The organism is Pseudomonas bubulae (assembly GCF_900618535.1).
Lineage (GTDB): Bacteria > Pseudomonadota > Gammaproteobacteria > Pseudomonadales > Pseudomonadaceae > Aquipseudomonas > Aquipseudomonas bubulae.
In genome coordinates this window covers 565,877-581,275 of sequence record NZ_UYJA01000001.1, presented here as the reverse complement: position 1 = coordinate 581,275, position 15,399 = coordinate 565,877, and the positions used below count along the sequence as shown (strand labels likewise).

The following is a 15,399-nucleotide window of genomic DNA, read 5'->3' as shown; positions in this document are numbered from 1 at the left end:
GGCCTACAGCTTCCGCGTCGCAATGGAGACAGACGAGAAGCCGCTGCCCTTGAGCACATCCATCACGCTGACCAGACGCGCCACCTCAACACCTGCATCGCTGTTGAGGATGATCACCATTTTTTCGTCAGGGTTTTCCATGGCCTTGAGTTGAGCCACCAGATCGCTCTGGTTCAGATCCTTGCCATCCAGTTGCAGGCGCTCGTCCAGGCCCAGGGTGATGACCGCCTTGTTTTGCGGCTTGAGCTGCTGCGCATGAGCGGCACCTGGCAACTGGGTCTTGATGCCGAGTGCGGGTATCACGTTGAGACTGATCAATACAAAAAACACCAGCAGGAACATCATCACGTCGATCATCGGGATGATTTCGATATGCAGACGCTTTTTCTTGGGTTCTTCCCAGCTTCGCATTGCGTGTACTCCAATCCACAGAGGGGATCAAAAAGCTGAACATCCGTTCAGGTTTTCACTTGCGGTTTGCCAGGACGCAGAAGAAATGCCCAGAACCTGTCTCAAGTGACAGGTTGCAAAGGTAGAGGGGGGCTGTTTCATTTTGATTTCAGATTTTGTGTATTTTTTTGTTTTTTTTAATATCGAAACTAAACTGATTTTTGTGGTTAAAAGTGCCGTCTTTTCAGGATTTTGCAGGCATTTGCTTGAAATAGTATTTCGTTGCAGGGTGGCCAGGATAAATTTTTATAAACTTGACAGGCCTGTCAGCTTATAGATTTGGCATCAGGAATCATTCGCCATAACGCTGTTTTTCCACGGTTTTGGCTGTGCAGATGTCAAAGTGCTACTAATCTATTGTTGTTATGCAAAGGCATTGGCATGATGATATTAATCTGAAGTGCCGGCTGTTGAGATCAAGGGTTTAGCGGAGCGAACGCCATGCAGTTATTCAAAAAGCTGTTGAATATTTTGGGGCAGGCTGAGCGCAGCCGTGCTCACGTGGATAACCCTTTTCTGGTACCGCTTGAATTTGAAAGCCTCAAGCGTGAGCTGAATATCGTCGAGCAAGCCCGGCGCCATGGCGAGCAGGGCTATCCCCCCGTGGAAGCCACCCGGCTGACGGCCATTGAAGAACAGATCCGCACGACCCTTGAGTCAGAACGGCACAAGGTGCTGGCCTGGGCCGAGGCGCGCATCGCCCTGGTGCAAACCCGCCTGACAGCACTGGATATTGTTGGCACGGTAAAACGTTGCGGCGAATTTGATCAGGCGTTCGAGCGGGCGGCACAGGACCTGCTGAACAATTACGCCGTACGCCTGCAACGTCTGGAATACCGCGCACGGGAGCGCGAGGCTGAATTGTGCGCCTTGCGTGCGCAAAATCACGCCGGGTATGGCAAACAGCAGAAGCGTCGCAACGAAGCACTGGGTGTGTACCAGGACGAAATTGCAGATGTACGCAACGAACTGATGGCACTCAAGCATGAGTTCCTTGAACAGTTGGAGTCCGATGTGCTGGCCTGCAATGAGCAACTGGTGAGGTATCAGTCAGTTCTGGACGAAAAACGCAATCTGAAACCGCGCCTGGCCAGTGGCCTGAACAAGGCCGAAATGGTCATGGCGGGGCTTGTGCAATGCTATCGCGCCGAAAACCAGCTGCACCGTAATGGTCGGCGGGTGCCGGCTTACTTCAGTGACAGTATTGTGTTGCAGTCGCTGGCACTGCCCGACAGCAATACGGCCGAGGATGAAGTGAACCTGGCTTTGCAACAGCAGGCACTGACGCAGCTGATTGAGCAGCTTGAGCCGATTCGCGGGCGGATCCAGTCCTCGTTCTTTCAAAAGTACAATCAGCTGATGCCCCTGTCCTGGCTGCCTGAATACCCTCCGGCCATGGAAAACCGCATCGCCGCAGAGCCGGTTTGACACCCCGCAGGCTGGTTGTCTAGGACCAGCCCAGGGTTGCCGCGGTCAGTAGCAGGTACCGGGTACCTTTGGCCAGGGTGACGATCAGCACGAAACTCCACAGCGGTTCGCGCATGACCCCGGCGATCATGGTCAGCGGATCGCCGATAATCGGCATCCAACTCAGCAGCAGTGACCAGCGCCCGTAACGCAGATAGAACTGCTGGGCCCTGTCGAGCTTTTGCTCGCTGACCGGAAACCAGCGCTTGTGCCGAAAGCGTTCCACCGAGCGGCCCAACAGCCAATTCAGTACCGAGCCCAGCACATTGCCCAGGGTGGCGACAGCCAGCAGGGTCAGGGCTGCATATTTGCCTGACAGCAGCATGCCGACCAACACGGCTTCCGACTGCATGGGCAGCAGCGATGCTGCGCCAAAGGCGGCGAGGAACAGACCCAGATAGCTGGTTAATTCAAACACGTAAACTTCCAGGGTAGATGGACACCGCCGCATACCTTGTGGGAGCGGGCTTGCTCGCGATACAGGCGCTGCAGTCTGCCAGACCAACCGAGGCGCTGCCATCGCGAGCAATCCCGCTCCCGCAAAAGTTGGCTGGGCTGGCAGCGGCTAAAAGTTTTGCAATACCCGCCGCAGCGAAGCCGGCAGGGTTTCGCCGTGGCTCATGCCGTCGAATGTCTGATAGTCAACCGCCAGTCCCGGGATATCACTCAGTTCACCCGCCAGTTGGCGGATCAGTCTGTCTGGCTCGCCGTCGCTCGGGCCGCGCGGGTTAGCGGGTTCGGCCGTGCCGCGCATCAACAGCAAATCGGCCTTGTGCCCGTTCATGCGTTGCTTGAAGTCCGCGCCGGGGTGGATGTCGGCCCACCACAGCGACGGGCTGGCCGCTGCGTAACGGGAAAATTCTCCGGGGCGGGTGAGCAGGGCGTGCAGCACCAGCAGGCCGCCATAGGAATGGCCCCATAAGATTTGCTCCTGCAGGTTGATCGGTGCCTTGGCCGCCACCGCCGGGCGCATGCGCTCGCGCAATAGGTCCAGGAAGACATCCGCACCGCCACTGGGCAACCCGCTCAGCGGGTCGATTTGCACGGTCAGGCCAGGCCTGTTCGGGGTGTAGTCGTAAATGCGGGCAGTGCGCTCGATGCGCAGTGGTGTCTGGTAGCCGATGGCGACCAGTAATGGTGCCTTGCCACGGGCAAGATCCCGCAGCAGGTCGGCATCCAGTGCGCCGATGGCGGCATTGCCGTCGAGCATCCACAGCACCGGGAAACCGTTTTTCGGCGGCGCGGCATTGGGTCGACCGATCCATAGCTGATAATGGCGCTGGCCATCGGCGGAGTCGATCAGCAAGCGGCTGAAGCGGTAGTCCATATCTGTACGCTGCAGCAGGCGGGTGTCCATCAGCTGGTCAGGCGCGGGCCGGGCCTGGGCGGCTTGCCCGGGGAGGGCCAGGGCAAGCAGCAGCGTCAATGGCAGGGTCAGGTTTCTCATCAGGCGATCTCGTTATGCTTTAAAACGACGCGGTCAGGCTGGTGTAGAGCGTACGCCCCGGCTCGTTGTAAGTCGCCGCCCCGGCCCCGGCGATATTGGTCACACCCTGGGCGTTGCCCTCACGGAACAGGCGCTTGTCGAACAGGTTATCGATACCCGTGGTCAGGCTCAGGTTGGCGGTAATGGCGTAGGTACCGCTGATGCCGGCAATGGCATAAGGCGAAAGCTGGTTGTTGGCGGTGCCGGTGACGCGGTCGCCGTGGTAGTCGAATTTTTTCGGTGTCTGTTTGCCGTACCAGGCCACGCTCGCTTGCAGCGACAGGTCATCGGTTGCCTGCCAGTCCAGCATGGAGTTAAGGGTGTAGCGCGGGGTGACGGACAGGGCGTCACCGGTCTGCTTGTTTTTCGATTGCAGCATATAGGTGAAGTTGTTGGTCCAGGTCAGTTGCGGCGCCAGGGGCAGGGTAAGGGTGCCTTCAAGGCCTTCGACCAGTGCCTTGGGTACGTTTTCCCACTGGTAGATCGCGGCATTGGCATAGGTGCCTGTTCCGCCCACGGCATTGCCGATGGGGCTCATGCCGGATTCGATCTTGTTTTTGTAATCGTTGCGAAAGTAAGTCAGGCCCGCGACGACGCCGTTTTCCTTGTACTCGATGCCCAGTTCCTTGTTGACGCTGGTTTCGGCTTTCAGGTCGGCGTTGCCTTGCAGGTAGCAACTGGTGCTCTGGCCATAGCAACCCTGGCCGCGGCTGTAGAGCAGGTAATCGGGGTTGAGCTGGTACAGGTTAGGCGCTTTATAGGCGCGGGCGATGCCGGCCTTGAGGGTGACTGTTTCGGTCAGGGCATGGGACAGGTTAAGCGACGGGCTCCAGTTGTTGCCGACCACGCTGTGGTGGTCCAGACGCAGGCCGGGGGTGAGCATGGTGCCGGGTAGCAGCTCGATATTGTCGGCGGCAAACAACGAGAAAATCTGCGCCGAGGAGGTGGTGCTGCGATTGCTGCTGCTCAGGCCGCTGACCGAACCGCCTTCGCTGGTGGACTGGGTGTTGGCGCTGGGGTCGTCGAGCTTTTGCTGGGTCCATTCGCTGCCCAGGGTCAGGGTCTGGTCGAAACCTGCGTGCAGCGGCAGATTGACCTCGCCGTGGGCGGTCAGGTCGCGCAATACCGCAGTATAGAAATCACCACTGCTGAAAATGCCTTCGGTGCCGCCTGCCAGGCCTTCGTTGATCCGCGTATTGCGGGTTTTTTCGTATTGCAGGTAGGCCATGCTGTTACCAAAGTCCCATTCACCACGGTGGGTCAGGGCATAGGTTTCGCGGTAGGTACGGTTGGTCTCGTGGCCCAGCAGGCTTTTGACGTAGGCGTTGCTGTTGGTGTTTTGCGTATCGCCGGTATAGAGGTTGCCCTGACGGCTGTAACCAGCCTCGAAGTCGAGGGTCTGCTGCGGGGTCATGCGCCAGCTGAGCAGGCCGTTGACATCCTTGTTGCGCACGCCTTCGCGGCCAGCGGGCAGGGTGCCGGCCTGATTGCCGGTGCGCTCTGATTCATGGCCTGAGTTGATGTCCCAGTCATCGGGGTCGGTCTTGGCGATATTGCCGTATACGCGATAGCTCAGGTTGTCGGTGAGCGGGCCGTTGAGGCCGAAACTCACGCGTTTGCTGGCGCCTTCGTCCTTGTGGGTCGTGAAGTTGGAATAGACCGTGACGTCGCCGTGGGTTTCGGCCCCGGCCTGCTTGGTGATGATATTCACCACGCCGCCAGCCGCGCCGTTGCCGTAGAGGGCGGCGGCCGGACCGCGCAGTACTTCGATGCTCTCTACCTGATCGGCAGGTACCCAGTTGGTATCGCCACGGCTGTCACGCTCGCCGCGCCAGCCGTAGCGCACCGAATTGCGGCTGTTGACCGGTTTGCCGTCGACCAGGATCAGGGTGTTTTCCGGGCCCATGCCGCGGATGTCGATCTGACGGTTGTTGCCGCGCTGGCCGCTGGTGGAGTTGCCCGTGAGATTGACCCCGGGCATGGTGCGGATGATCTGCGACAGATCGTTGGACGGTGGGCGTTTCTTGATGTCCTCTGCGGTGATCACCGAGACCCCGGGTGCCTGTTTGGTTTCTTCCAGGGCGGTGGCAACCACGTTGGTGTTTTCCAGCTCCAGCGCGGCAGCGGCATGCACGGAGCTGGCCAGCAAGCAGCAGCCGGACAGAACGAAGGGAGCGATAGGGCGCAGCGCATGTTGCAACATCGGGTGATCTCCGGGACAGCCTGATACAGGAAGATCACGAATGATAATGACTGCTAATTGAGAGTAAAGCGCATTAACTTTCTAAACACTTCACTGTGGGAGCGGGCTTGCCCGCGATGGGATCGCCGCTGTTTGTCTGTTGAACCGAGTTGGCGGCATCGCGGGCAAGCCCACAGGGTTTTCTGTTTCAGTCAGGAGGACGCGCCACCGGCAACAGCACATGCATGCACAGCCCCGGCTGGCCATTGCTGGCCCACAACCGGCCCTGTTGCAGTTCAATGGCACGTTGGGCGATGGCCAGGCCCAGGCCGAAGCCTTCGCCTAGCGAACCCTTCAGGCGCTGGTAAGGCACGAACAGGCTGGCCAGGTCCTGCGGATCGACGCCGGGGCCTTGGTCGCTCAGGCACAGGTGCCAGGCATCACCTTCACGCCAGCCGCTCAAAGTCACTTTGCCGGCGGGCGGTGAATAACGTATTGCATTGCGCAGCAGGTTTTCCAGGGCCTGGGCCAGGCTGTCGAGATGCACTTGCACGTAACAGTCTTCGCCCAGCAGACAGGGCAGTCGCTCGACCAGCCAACCGCTTTCAAAGCAGGCGTCTTCACACAGGGCTTCCCATACGGACAGTACCAGCACCGGCTCGCTTGCCAGTTGCGGGCGCTCGGTGTCCATCCAGGCGAGGTTGAGGGTGTCTTCCAGCAGGCGCTGCATATCGTCGATCTCGCGATCGAGTCGCTGGCGCATGTGCTCAGCCGGTAAATGGCTGTCGTGGGCGATGCGCAATCGTGCCAAGGGGGTACGCAGTTCATGGGACAGGGTGCGCAATAACAGGCGTTGCTGGTTGAGGCTCTGGCGCAGGCGGCTGGCCATGTGTTCGAAGGCCTGGGCCAGTTCCCCCAGTTCATCCCTGCGTTTGATCAGCGGTAGCGGTGCTTCACTGTCCAGGTCATCGGCACGCAAGGCGTCGGCGCGGTCACGCAAACGGTTGAGTGGCAGCACCAGGTGGCGGTAGATCAGCAGCCCGAGGAGCGCGGCCAGCAGCGTTGGCATCACGCCGTGACTGAGCACATGGGTCCAGGGTGTCAGGCCTCCGGGCAGCAACCGCTCGGGAAGCTGGATCACCAGCTGGCCTTGTTGCGGCTGCCCGGGAAAGGGGATGCTGACATAGGGCAGCTCGTCCTGCAGACGTCGGCTCATGGGCCAGTTCAGTTGGCGCATAAAGGTCAACTGGCGATAGTTGTGGGCGGTGAGAGGGGTATTGCTCAGGCTTTGCAGGTTTGGCCCCAGTACCGTTACCCAAGTGTCCTCCCTCGCCATCAGCTCTTCGCTAAAACGTGCCAGCCCGGCCGGGCCCTGGTTGTGCCAGATGCCTTCAGCCTGCTGTGCGTAGTCGGCCAGGTACTGCTGGTCGGCGGCCGAAAGAAAATAGGTGCGACGTTCGGCCGATACTCCCCAGATCCAGATGATCCAGGTCAGCAGCAGGCAGAAAGCGATTTGCAGCAGGGCCAGTTTCCATAGCAAGGGATGGCGGCGCATCAGGGGTTATCCATGCTGACCAGGATATAACCCTGGCCACGCACGGCCTGGATCTGCACATGCCGGACGCCAATGGCCGCCAGCTTGCGTCGCACATTGCACACATGTACATCCAGGCCGCGGTCCAGCCGGGTGTAGATGCGGTGAAGCACCTGCTGGTAGAGAAACGCCTTGCTCAAGGCCTCGCCGTCATGTTCGTGCAGGATGCTCAGCAGGCGGAATTCGGAGTGGGTCAGGCCTGCACTCTGGCCGTTGTGCACCACGTCCAGAGCCTCTTCATCAAAGCTCAGCCGCGGGTGGTGCGGCAGCCCCGGCGGGCGCTGGAACATGGCCATGCGCCGCAGCAGGGCATCGGTGCGGGCGTCCAGCTCGGCGAGGCTGAAGGGTTTGGGCAGATAGTCGTCGGCACCTCGGGTAAACCCGGTGATTCGGTCTTGCTCGTTGCCCAAGGCCGACATCAGCATCACCGGGACATTTTGTTGCAGGCGCAGGGCTTCAAGCAGCGCCAGACCGTCCATACCGGGCAGCATGATATCGAGCAGCACCAGGTCGAAACACTGCGACTGCAAAGCGCTCAGGCCCTGAATGCCGTCGATGCAGGATGTTACGGCAAAGCCGCGTTGCAGCAGATGTCGCTCCAGATCGTGGCGCAGCCTGAAGTCGTCTTCTACCAGAAGTAACCGGGGGGATGTGTGCATAGGGGTTCTAATGAGAATATTTCACATTTGCGAATATCCCATCATTGGCCATGCTGCGCAAATGCTATCAAGGAAAGAGGGCAAGATTGCACAGCGGATCTGATCAACTACAGGTCGGATTCGCACAAAAAATCCGTGCTTGTATCTGTTCGAATGTTCCTCAACGACCCGCCTGCCGGCGGCTCCTGACGCTCGATCAATGACAGGGACATATGCCATGCAAATGCCGAAAACCATCCAGATAAAGAACGGCGAAAAGGTCACTCCGACGTTCTCGGCCCAGGAGTACGCGAACCGCCAGGGAAAACTGCGGGCCTATATGGCGCAGAACAATATCGATGCTGCTGTGTTCACCTCGTACCACAACCTCAACTACTACAGCGATTTCCTGTATTGCTCATTTGGCCGCAACTACGCGCTGGTGGTGACCCAGGACAGCGCGGTGACCATCAGCGCCAATATTGACGGCGGGCAGCCGTGGCGCCGGACCATGGGCACCGACAACATCGTGTATACCGACTGGCAGCGCGACAACTACTTTGTGGCGATCCAGCAGGCGCTGCCCAAGGCGGGGCGCATCGGTATCGAGTTCGATCACATGAACCTGCTCAATCGCGACAAGCTCGCCAGCCGCTATCCCCAGGCCGAGCTGGTGGACATCGCCGCGCCGTGCATGCGTATGCGCATGATCAAGTCGGCGGAAGAACACGCCATCATTCGCCACGGCGCACGGATTGCCGATATTGGTGGCGCGGCCATCGTCGAGGCCTTGCGCGATCAGGTGCCGGAATATGAAGTGGCGCTGCATGCCACCCAGGCGATGGTGCGTGAAATTGCCCGTACCTTTCCCGATTCGGAGTTGATGGATACCTGGACCTGGTTCCAGTCGGGGATCAACACCGACGGCGCCCATAACCCGGTCACCAGCCGCAAGGTGAACAAGGGCGATATCCTCAGCCTCAACTGCTTCCCGATGATTGCCGGTTACTACACGGCGCTGGAACGCACCCTGTTTCTGGACCATTGCTCCGACGAGCACCTGCGCCTGTGGGAGGTCAACGTCAAGGTACACGAGGCCGGCCTGAAGCTGATCAGGCCCGGCATGAAGTGTTCGGACATTGCTCTGCAGCTCAATGAAATTTTCATGGAACACGACCTGCTGCAATACCGCACCTTCGGGTATGGTCACTCCTTTGGCACCCTCAGTCATTACTATGGCCGCGAGGCCGGGCTGGAGTTGCGTGAAGATATCGACACGGTGCTGGAGCCGGGCATGGTGGTGTCGATCGAGCCGATGATCATGATCCCTGAAGGTCGTCCGGGAGCAGGCGGGTATCGCGAGCACGATATCCTGATCGTCAACGAACAGGGCGGCGAGAACATCACCCACTTCCCGTATGGCCCGCAGCACAACATCATCAAAAAATAGTCATTGCGCGGCATTGTGGGAGCGGGCCTGCCCGCGAAGGTATCACCGCGGCGCCTCGTCAATCCGGGGTGATACCTTCGCGAGCAGGCTCGCTCCCACTCCGAGCTCGATACCAACGTATGCGTACACAGATTGCGCAGCGTTTTCTGACCTGTTTACCCCTGCCAAAAAGAACACAATGAGGGTATCTGTCATGTCCCATGTCGCGACGTTGCTTGCCATTTTTCCATCACGCATCTCTTTCTCAGGAGGTGCTCAATGAGTATCCCCAGCGCAACTATCGCATTGCCCCTGACCCCCGAACAGCAGGTCGAGCGCCTCAGTGAGCGCAAGGCATTGCGCCGTGCCGCCACGGCCAGCTTTATGGGCAACTTTGTCGAGTGGTTTGACTACGCTGCCTATGGTTACCTGGCGACGGTCATCGCCCTGACGTTCTTCCCGCAAACCGATACCACCACCGGGCTGCTGGCCACTTTCGCGGTGTTCGCCCTGTCGTTTATCGTGCGCCCGTTCGGTGGTCTGGTCTGGGGGCATTTTGGCGACAAGTACGGGCGGCGCAGCGCCTTGTCCTGGTCGATCCTGATCATGACCGTGGCGACTTTTTGCATCGGCATGCTGCCCACCTATAACCAGATCGGCCTCTGGGCACCGGTGTTGCTGTTGTTGATTCGTCTGGTGCAGGGCTTTTCGGCCTCAGGGGAATACGCGGGCGCTTCGGCGTTTCTGGCCGAGTATGCACCTGAGGGCAAGCGCGGTTTTTATACCAGCATCGTACCGGCGAGCACGGCGGCCGGCCTGTTGTTTGGCGCGGTATTTGTCGCGGGCATGCATGCCTTGATGACGGTTGAAAACCTGCACGACTGGGGCTGGCGCCTGCCGTTCCTGCTGGCGGCACCCTTTGGCCTGGTGGGGCGCTATATCCGTGTGCATTTGCAGGACTCACCCAAGTTCCTGGAGATGGAAAAGCGTCTGGAAGCCAAGGAGTGTGCGACCCATGCCCCGGTTCGTGAGTTGCTCACGGTGCATCGTCGGCCGGTATTGATCGGGATTGGCGTGACCTGTCTGAATGCGGTGGCCTTCTACCTGTTGCTCAGTTACATGCCGACCTACCTGTCGACGGAAATGGGCATGAGCGAGAGTGATTCCTTTATCGCTTCCACGGTGTCGCTGGCGACCTATATCGGTCTGATTTTTTTGATGGGCAAGCTGTCGGACCGCTATGGCCGCAAGACCATGCTGGTCAGTGCCTCGGTGATGTTCCTGCTGCTGACCTTTCCGCTGTTCGGGATGCTGGGCAACCCGTCACTGCTGGTGATCCTGATGATCCAGATTGCCTTCGGTGCCATCCTGGCAATGAACGACGGCACCTTGCCGTGCTTTCTGGCCGAGATCTTCCCGACCCGGGTGCGCTTCAGCGGTTTTGCCTTCAGCTTTAACGTGGCCAACGCCGTGTTCGGCGGGACTGCGCCGTTTATTGCCACCTGGCTGATTCAGATGACCGGCAACAAAATGGCCCCGGCCTGGTACCTGCTGGCCGCCGCGGCAGTGGCACTGGTGGCGATGCTGGCCAGCCGCGAGACGGCGTACAAGGCGTTGCAGGATTAACCTGCCGCCTCCTACCTCCGTAGCAGCCGGACGCAGCCTCGCTCCGCTCCTCAGCTGCTACGGGTGATGTTTTAGTGCAACGCCACCTGCTTGCGCTCACCAATGGGCGATACACCAAACAAGCGGCTATAGCACTTGGAAAAATGCGCCGCCGAGACAAAGCCACAGGCCAGGGCGATATCCCGCACTTGTGATTCGCTGCGCAGCAACAGGCTCCGGGCCCTGGCCAGGCGTAACTCCAGGTAGTACTGGCTGGGTGTGCGTTGCAGGTGTTTGTGGAACAGGCGTTCTAGCTGACGTACCGACACTTCGTTCAACCGCGCCAGGTCTTCCAGGCTGACCGGCTCTTCCAGATTGGCCTCCATGATTGCCACCACCTGACTCAGTTTGGGCTGCGATGTACCCAGCTTCTGGCGCAGCGGTACCCGCTGTTGCTCTTGCGGCCCGCGGGCTCGGTCACACAGCAGCAACTCGGCAGCGTGGGCCGCAATCTCGCGGCCACCCGGTTCGCGGGCAATCAATTGCAAGGTCATGTCCATCGATGCCACGCCACCCGAGCAGGTATAGCGATCGCGATCCAGTTCGAATAACTGATTGGAAATAATGATCCCCGGGAAATGGTCCTTGAGGGTTTCGATATCTTCCCAGTGGATGGTGCAGCGATAACCCTTGAGCAGCCCGGCGCGGGCCAGCCAGTAGCTGCCGGTGCAGATCCCGCCCAGCGCCACTTGTTCGTGGGCCAGTTTGCGCAGCCAGTTGAGCACCGGGCGGCTGCTGAGGTGGGAGACGATCGGGTTTGAACCCACCACCAGCAAAATGTCCAGTTTTGGTGCATCGCCGATCACATAGTCGGGCAGGATACGCATGCCGTTGCTGGCCATGACCGGATCGAGGGTGGGGGCAATGATAACGCTGCGAAACATTTCACAGCGCGCTGCCATATTGGCCATGCGCAAGGTTTCGATGGCCGAGGCAAAACCGATGGTGGTGAAGTTTGGTATCACCAGAAAGCCCACGGTCTTCACGGCAGGCATATTTATCGGTGACGCTGTAACAGGCGTTGCCATCCTTACGCTCCTTATTATGATCCGGGACGCGTCTGGCGTCGGGGTTCACCCAGGTTGTTGCAGCGCCAGAGCGGAGCCGGCGGTGCAAGGCACTGTGTTGTAGGGCGTAACGAAGCATTTGTTGTGCCAGTGGCTAACAGCTTGTTATTGCGGCAAAAATTTATCGCTGACAAAGGCTGAATAGTCGGGCAGAACGGTTTCGATCTTGCCCTGCTCCTTGAGGAACAGGGCCGTCCCGGCGATATCTTTGGCCGTGCCACCCCCCAGCAACTGCGCCGAATTTTGCTCGGCTGCCGAAGGGAAGTGCGCGCCGTGCAGCAACTCGGGGATGTCTTCGGGGCTGGCGCCGGTCAGCCGGGCGATTGTCTGCACCTGCGGCGAATCGGTAGTCCAGGCGGTCTGGTGGGCGTTGTAGTCGGCGATGGCATCGAGGCTGACTTTGGCGAATTTAGCGACGATTTCCGGATGTTTGTCCGCGAAATCCTTGCGGGCGACCCAGACTTCAAAAGTCGGTGCGCCCCATTCGCTGACCTGGCCGGCGTCGGTGAGGATTTTCCCGGTCTTGCGAATTTCCCCCAGGGCAGGTGACCAGGTGAACGCGCCGTCGATATCGCCACGCTTCCAGGCTGCGGTGATTTGCGCAGGGCTCAGGTTGACCACCTTGACCTGCTGCGGGGTCAGGTTCCAGTGTTTCAGCGCGCCCAGCAGGCTGTAGTGCGACGTCGAGACAAAGGGCGTGGCGATGGTCTTGCCGATCAGGTCCTGCGGGCCGTTGATACCGCTGCCGTCACGCACCACCAGAGCTTCGGAACCCTTGATCTGCGCGGTGACGATAAAAGTCACCAGCGGCACATTGCGCGAGGCCGCGGCAGCCAGCGGGCTTGAACCCAGGTTGCCGATCTGCAGGTCTCCGGAGGCCAGGGCCGACACCACCGCCGGACCCGAATCAAAGCGGCGCCAGTCAATCTTTTCACCGATGGCTTTCTCGTAGCTGCCCTCGGCCTGGGCCAGTTTGGTGGGGTCGATGCCGGTGATATAGCCGATGGTCAAATCAGCTGCCTGCGCGCCGAAGCTGAGGCCTGCGAGGGAAAGAGCAATCAGGAGTGTGCGCACGGACATGGCTTGGACCTTGTTGTAAGAAGATAAGAAGGGGCTGTCCGGCGGTCCGGTTCAGCGAATCTAAGTGCTTTAAATCAAAGGGGAAAATACCGTTTTGGAACTAGCTTAGAGCGCCCGGCCACACACCCTGGTTGCGGCGTGCATGATCCGGGTCAAACGTCGTGGCGGTAAAAGCCGGTACAAGCGTCCTGTGAGGAGTCCATAACAAAACCAGCACGGCCCGTTTCGAGGGGACCACCCCAGATCGACGCCTTAAAGGAATAACGCGATGCTTTCTACCTTTCCACGTCTGGCATTAGCCGGCCTGACGTTGCTGTGTACCCTTGAGGTGCAGGCCAGCGAGCCGACCCCGGCAGCCAACCCCGAGAAAAACCTGATTGAACGCGGCCACTATGTGGCCCGGCTCGGTGACTGCATTGCCTGCCATACCGCCATGGGCGGGGCCGAGATGGCGGGCGGGCTCGAGCTGAAAACGCCAATGGGCACGATTTACTCGAGCAATATCACCCCGGATCCCGAGACAGGTATCGGCCAGTACAGCTTTGAACAGTTCGACAAGGCCATGCGCCAGGGTGTGACACCTGCGGGGAAAAACCTCTATCCGGCGATGCCGTATCCGTCTTACGCGAAGATGAGCGAAGACGATATGCGCGCCCTGTATGCCTACCTGATGCACGATGTGGCCCCGGTAAAAATGGCCAATCTTGAGGCCGATATGGGCTTCCCGTTCAACCAGCGTTGGGGGCTGGCGCTGTGGAACTGGGCGTTTGTCGATAATCAGCCGTTTGTCCCCGACCCGGACAAAAGCGTCGAACTGAACCGTGGCGCCTATCTGGTGCAGGGCCTGGGGCATTGCGGCTCGTGCCATACGCCGCGTGGTATCGCCTTTCAGGAAAAGGCCATGAGCGATGACGGCAGTGCCGGCAAGCACTATCTGGCGGGGGAAACCGTCGAGCACTGGCGCGCCTTGAGTCTGCGCAACCTGTGGACGGTGGGGGACACCGTGCAGTTGCTCAAGACCGGACAAAACCGTTTTGCTACGGTGTCGGGCAATATGGCTGATGTGATCCACCACAGTACCCAGCACTTTACCGATGCAGACTTGACTGCCATCGCCAGCTATTTGAAATCGCTACCTGCAGGCAAAGATGATTTACCGATGTCAGCTGTGGCGATCACACCCGCCAAGGCACCGGATACGCTGTACAGCAGCCGTGGCGGGTTGGGTTACACGCAGTTCTGCGCTGATTGCCATCGCCCGGATGGCGGCGGGGTCAAAGGCATATTCCCGCCGTTGAACGGCAACCCGGGGATCGTCGCGGCCAACCCGACGACACTCTTGCATATCACCCTGACCGGCTGGAAAACCCCGCAAACAGCAACGCACCCACGGGTGTACACCATGCCTGGCTTCGCCCGGCTGGGCGATGATGAAATTGCCGAGATCCTCAGCTTTGTGCGCAGCAGCTGGGGCAACGCGGCTCCAGCGATCAAGCCAGGGCAAGTCGCGCAGATGCGCAAGCAGTTGAACCCCGAGACTGTCGACGAGACCGCCTTTGTCACCCCGCGCCTGGCCAATCTGCTCAGTGCCGCCAATGCCGATCAGGTGGTGCGCGGCATGCGCCTGCATCTGCAAACCAAGGCGCTGTTACCGGATAACGTCGGCAATGCCCTGAACTGTACCAGTTGCCACTTGAACGCAGGCACCGTGGCCGATGGCTCGCCTTTTGTCGGGGTCTCGGCGTTCTTCCCCGGCTATGCGCCACGGGCGGGCAAGGAAGTGACACTGGAGGAGCGGATCAATGGTTGTTTCCGTCGCTCGATGAATGGCCAACCCTTGCCCGTAGCCTCGCCGGATATGCAGGCGATGGTGGCGTATTTTGACTGGATGAAAATGAACACGGTAGCGGGGGACAAGGTTGCGGGCCGTGGCGTGGGCAAGGTCGATCCGAAAATCGTCCCCGATCCGGAAAACGGCAAACTGATCTATGCGCAGCAATGTGCGGTGTGCCACGGTGACGACGGCCAGGGCCTGAAACAGGCCGATGGCAGCTTTGTGTACCCGCCGTTGTGGGGCAACGAGTCGTTCAATATCGGCGCGGGCATGGCGCGCACTTACACGGCGGCGGCGTTTGTGAAACGCAATATGCCGATCGGCTTCCACGAGAAATTCCCGTTAGGGCAGGGTGGATTATCGGATCAGGAGGCAGTGGATGTGGCTGAGTACTTCTCCCATCAACCACGACCTGATTTTGTCGACAAGGCCAAGGACTGGCCCAAGGGTGGCAAACCGCTGGATGCGCGGTATTAAGGGCAAGCACTCCTTACCTCAAAACAGCGT

12 protein-coding genes are annotated in these 15,399 nt (G+C 59.6%); 4 read left to right on the top strand and 8 right to left on the bottom strand.

Going from position 1 to position 15,399, the window contains the following annotated elements; translation table 11 throughout:
• Window positions 1-3: 3 nt before the first annotated feature.
• Window positions 4-411, bottom strand: a complete 408-nt coding sequence (locus PPTH39_RS02510) for an ExbD/TolR family protein (RefSeq protein ID WP_095000354.1) — start codon at window positions 409-411, stop codon at window positions 4-6.
• A gap of 480 nt (window positions 412-891) precedes the next feature.
• On the opposite strand from PPTH39_RS02510, the gene PPTH39_RS02505 reads away from it, so the two are divergent.
• Window positions 892-1,878 (top strand): hypothetical protein, encoded by a 987-nt coding sequence (locus PPTH39_RS02505; RefSeq protein ID WP_095018007.1) that lies wholly within the window; start codon window positions 892-894, stop codon window positions 1,876-1,878.
• Between the two features lie 19 nt (window positions 1,879-1,897).
• Here the strand turns inward: PPTH39_RS02505 and PPTH39_RS02500 are convergent, their stop codons facing one another.
• From PPTH39_RS02500 to PPTH39_RS02475, 5 genes are all read right to left on the bottom strand, one after another.
• On the bottom strand, window positions 1,898-2,335 hold the full coding sequence (locus PPTH39_RS02500) for a YqaA family protein (protein WP_095031618.1): 438 nt from the start codon (window positions 2,333-2,335) through the stop codon (window positions 1,898-1,900).
• A 147-nt stretch (window positions 2,336-2,482) separates the two neighbouring features.
• A complete protein-coding gene (locus PPTH39_RS02490) occupies window positions 2,483-3,364 on the bottom strand; it encodes an alpha/beta hydrolase (protein WP_130871534.1) in 882 nt (293 codons plus the stop codon).
• A gap of 19 nt (window positions 3,365-3,383) precedes the next feature.
• A complete protein-coding gene (locus PPTH39_RS02485; protein ID WP_130871533.1) occupies window positions 3,384-5,606 on the bottom strand; it encodes a TonB-dependent siderophore receptor in 2,223 nt (740 codons plus the stop codon).
• A 187-nt stretch (window positions 5,607-5,793) separates the two neighbouring features.
• Window positions 5,794-7,140: a HAMP domain-containing sensor histidine kinase gene (locus PPTH39_RS02480; protein ID WP_130871532.1), complete on the bottom strand. Its 1,347-nt coding sequence runs from the start codon at window positions 7,138-7,140 to the stop codon at window positions 5,794-5,796.
• Window positions 7,140-7,838, bottom strand: coding sequence for a response regulator transcription factor (locus PPTH39_RS02475; protein WP_095023846.1), 699 nt, complete (start codon window positions 7,836-7,838; stop codon window positions 7,140-7,142). Before PPTH39_RS02475 ends, PPTH39_RS02480 begins: the two co-directional genes overlap by 1 nt.
• Window positions 7,839-8,055: 217 nt before the next feature.
• On the opposite strand from PPTH39_RS02475, the gene PPTH39_RS02470 reads away from it, so the two are divergent.
• Together PPTH39_RS02470 and PPTH39_RS02465 are read left to right on the top strand one after the other, a co-directional pair.
• Window positions 8,056-9,267: a M24 family metallopeptidase gene (locus PPTH39_RS02470; protein WP_095023847.1), complete on the top strand. Its 1,212-nt coding sequence runs from the start codon at window positions 8,056-8,058 to the stop codon at window positions 9,265-9,267.
• A 363-nt stretch (window positions 9,268-9,630) separates the two neighbouring features.
• The gene (locus PPTH39_RS02465; protein ID WP_371926129.1) at window positions 9,631-10,872 is read left to right on the top strand and encodes an MFS transporter; all 1,242 of its coding nucleotides are present in this window, start codon (window positions 9,631-9,633) and stop codon (window positions 10,870-10,872) included.
• 71 nt (window positions 10,873-10,943) lie between these two features.
• On the opposite strand, the gene PPTH39_RS02460 is transcribed toward PPTH39_RS02465, so the two are convergent.
• Together PPTH39_RS02460 and tauA are read right to left on the bottom strand one after the other, a co-directional pair.
• Entirely contained in the window at window positions 10,944-11,939 is a 996-nt protein-coding gene (locus PPTH39_RS02460; RefSeq protein ID WP_095000345.1) for a GlxA family transcriptional regulator, read from the bottom strand.
• 144 nt (window positions 11,940-12,083) lie between these two features.
• Window positions 12,084-13,058 carry a taurine ABC transporter substrate-binding protein gene (tauA, locus tag PPTH39_RS02455; protein ID WP_130871530.1) on the bottom strand — a complete coding sequence of 325 codons (975 nt, stop codon included), beginning with the start codon at window positions 13,056-13,058 and terminating at the stop codon, window positions 12,084-12,086.
• 268 nt (window positions 13,059-13,326) lie between these two features.
• Between tauA and PPTH39_RS02450 the strand changes: the two genes are divergently transcribed.
• Complete coding sequence (locus PPTH39_RS02450; RefSeq protein ID WP_130871529.1) at window positions 13,327-15,369, top strand: c-type cytochrome; 2,043 nt, start codon at window positions 13,327-13,329, stop codon at window positions 15,367-15,369.
• Window positions 15,370-15,399: the final 30 nt, after the last annotated feature.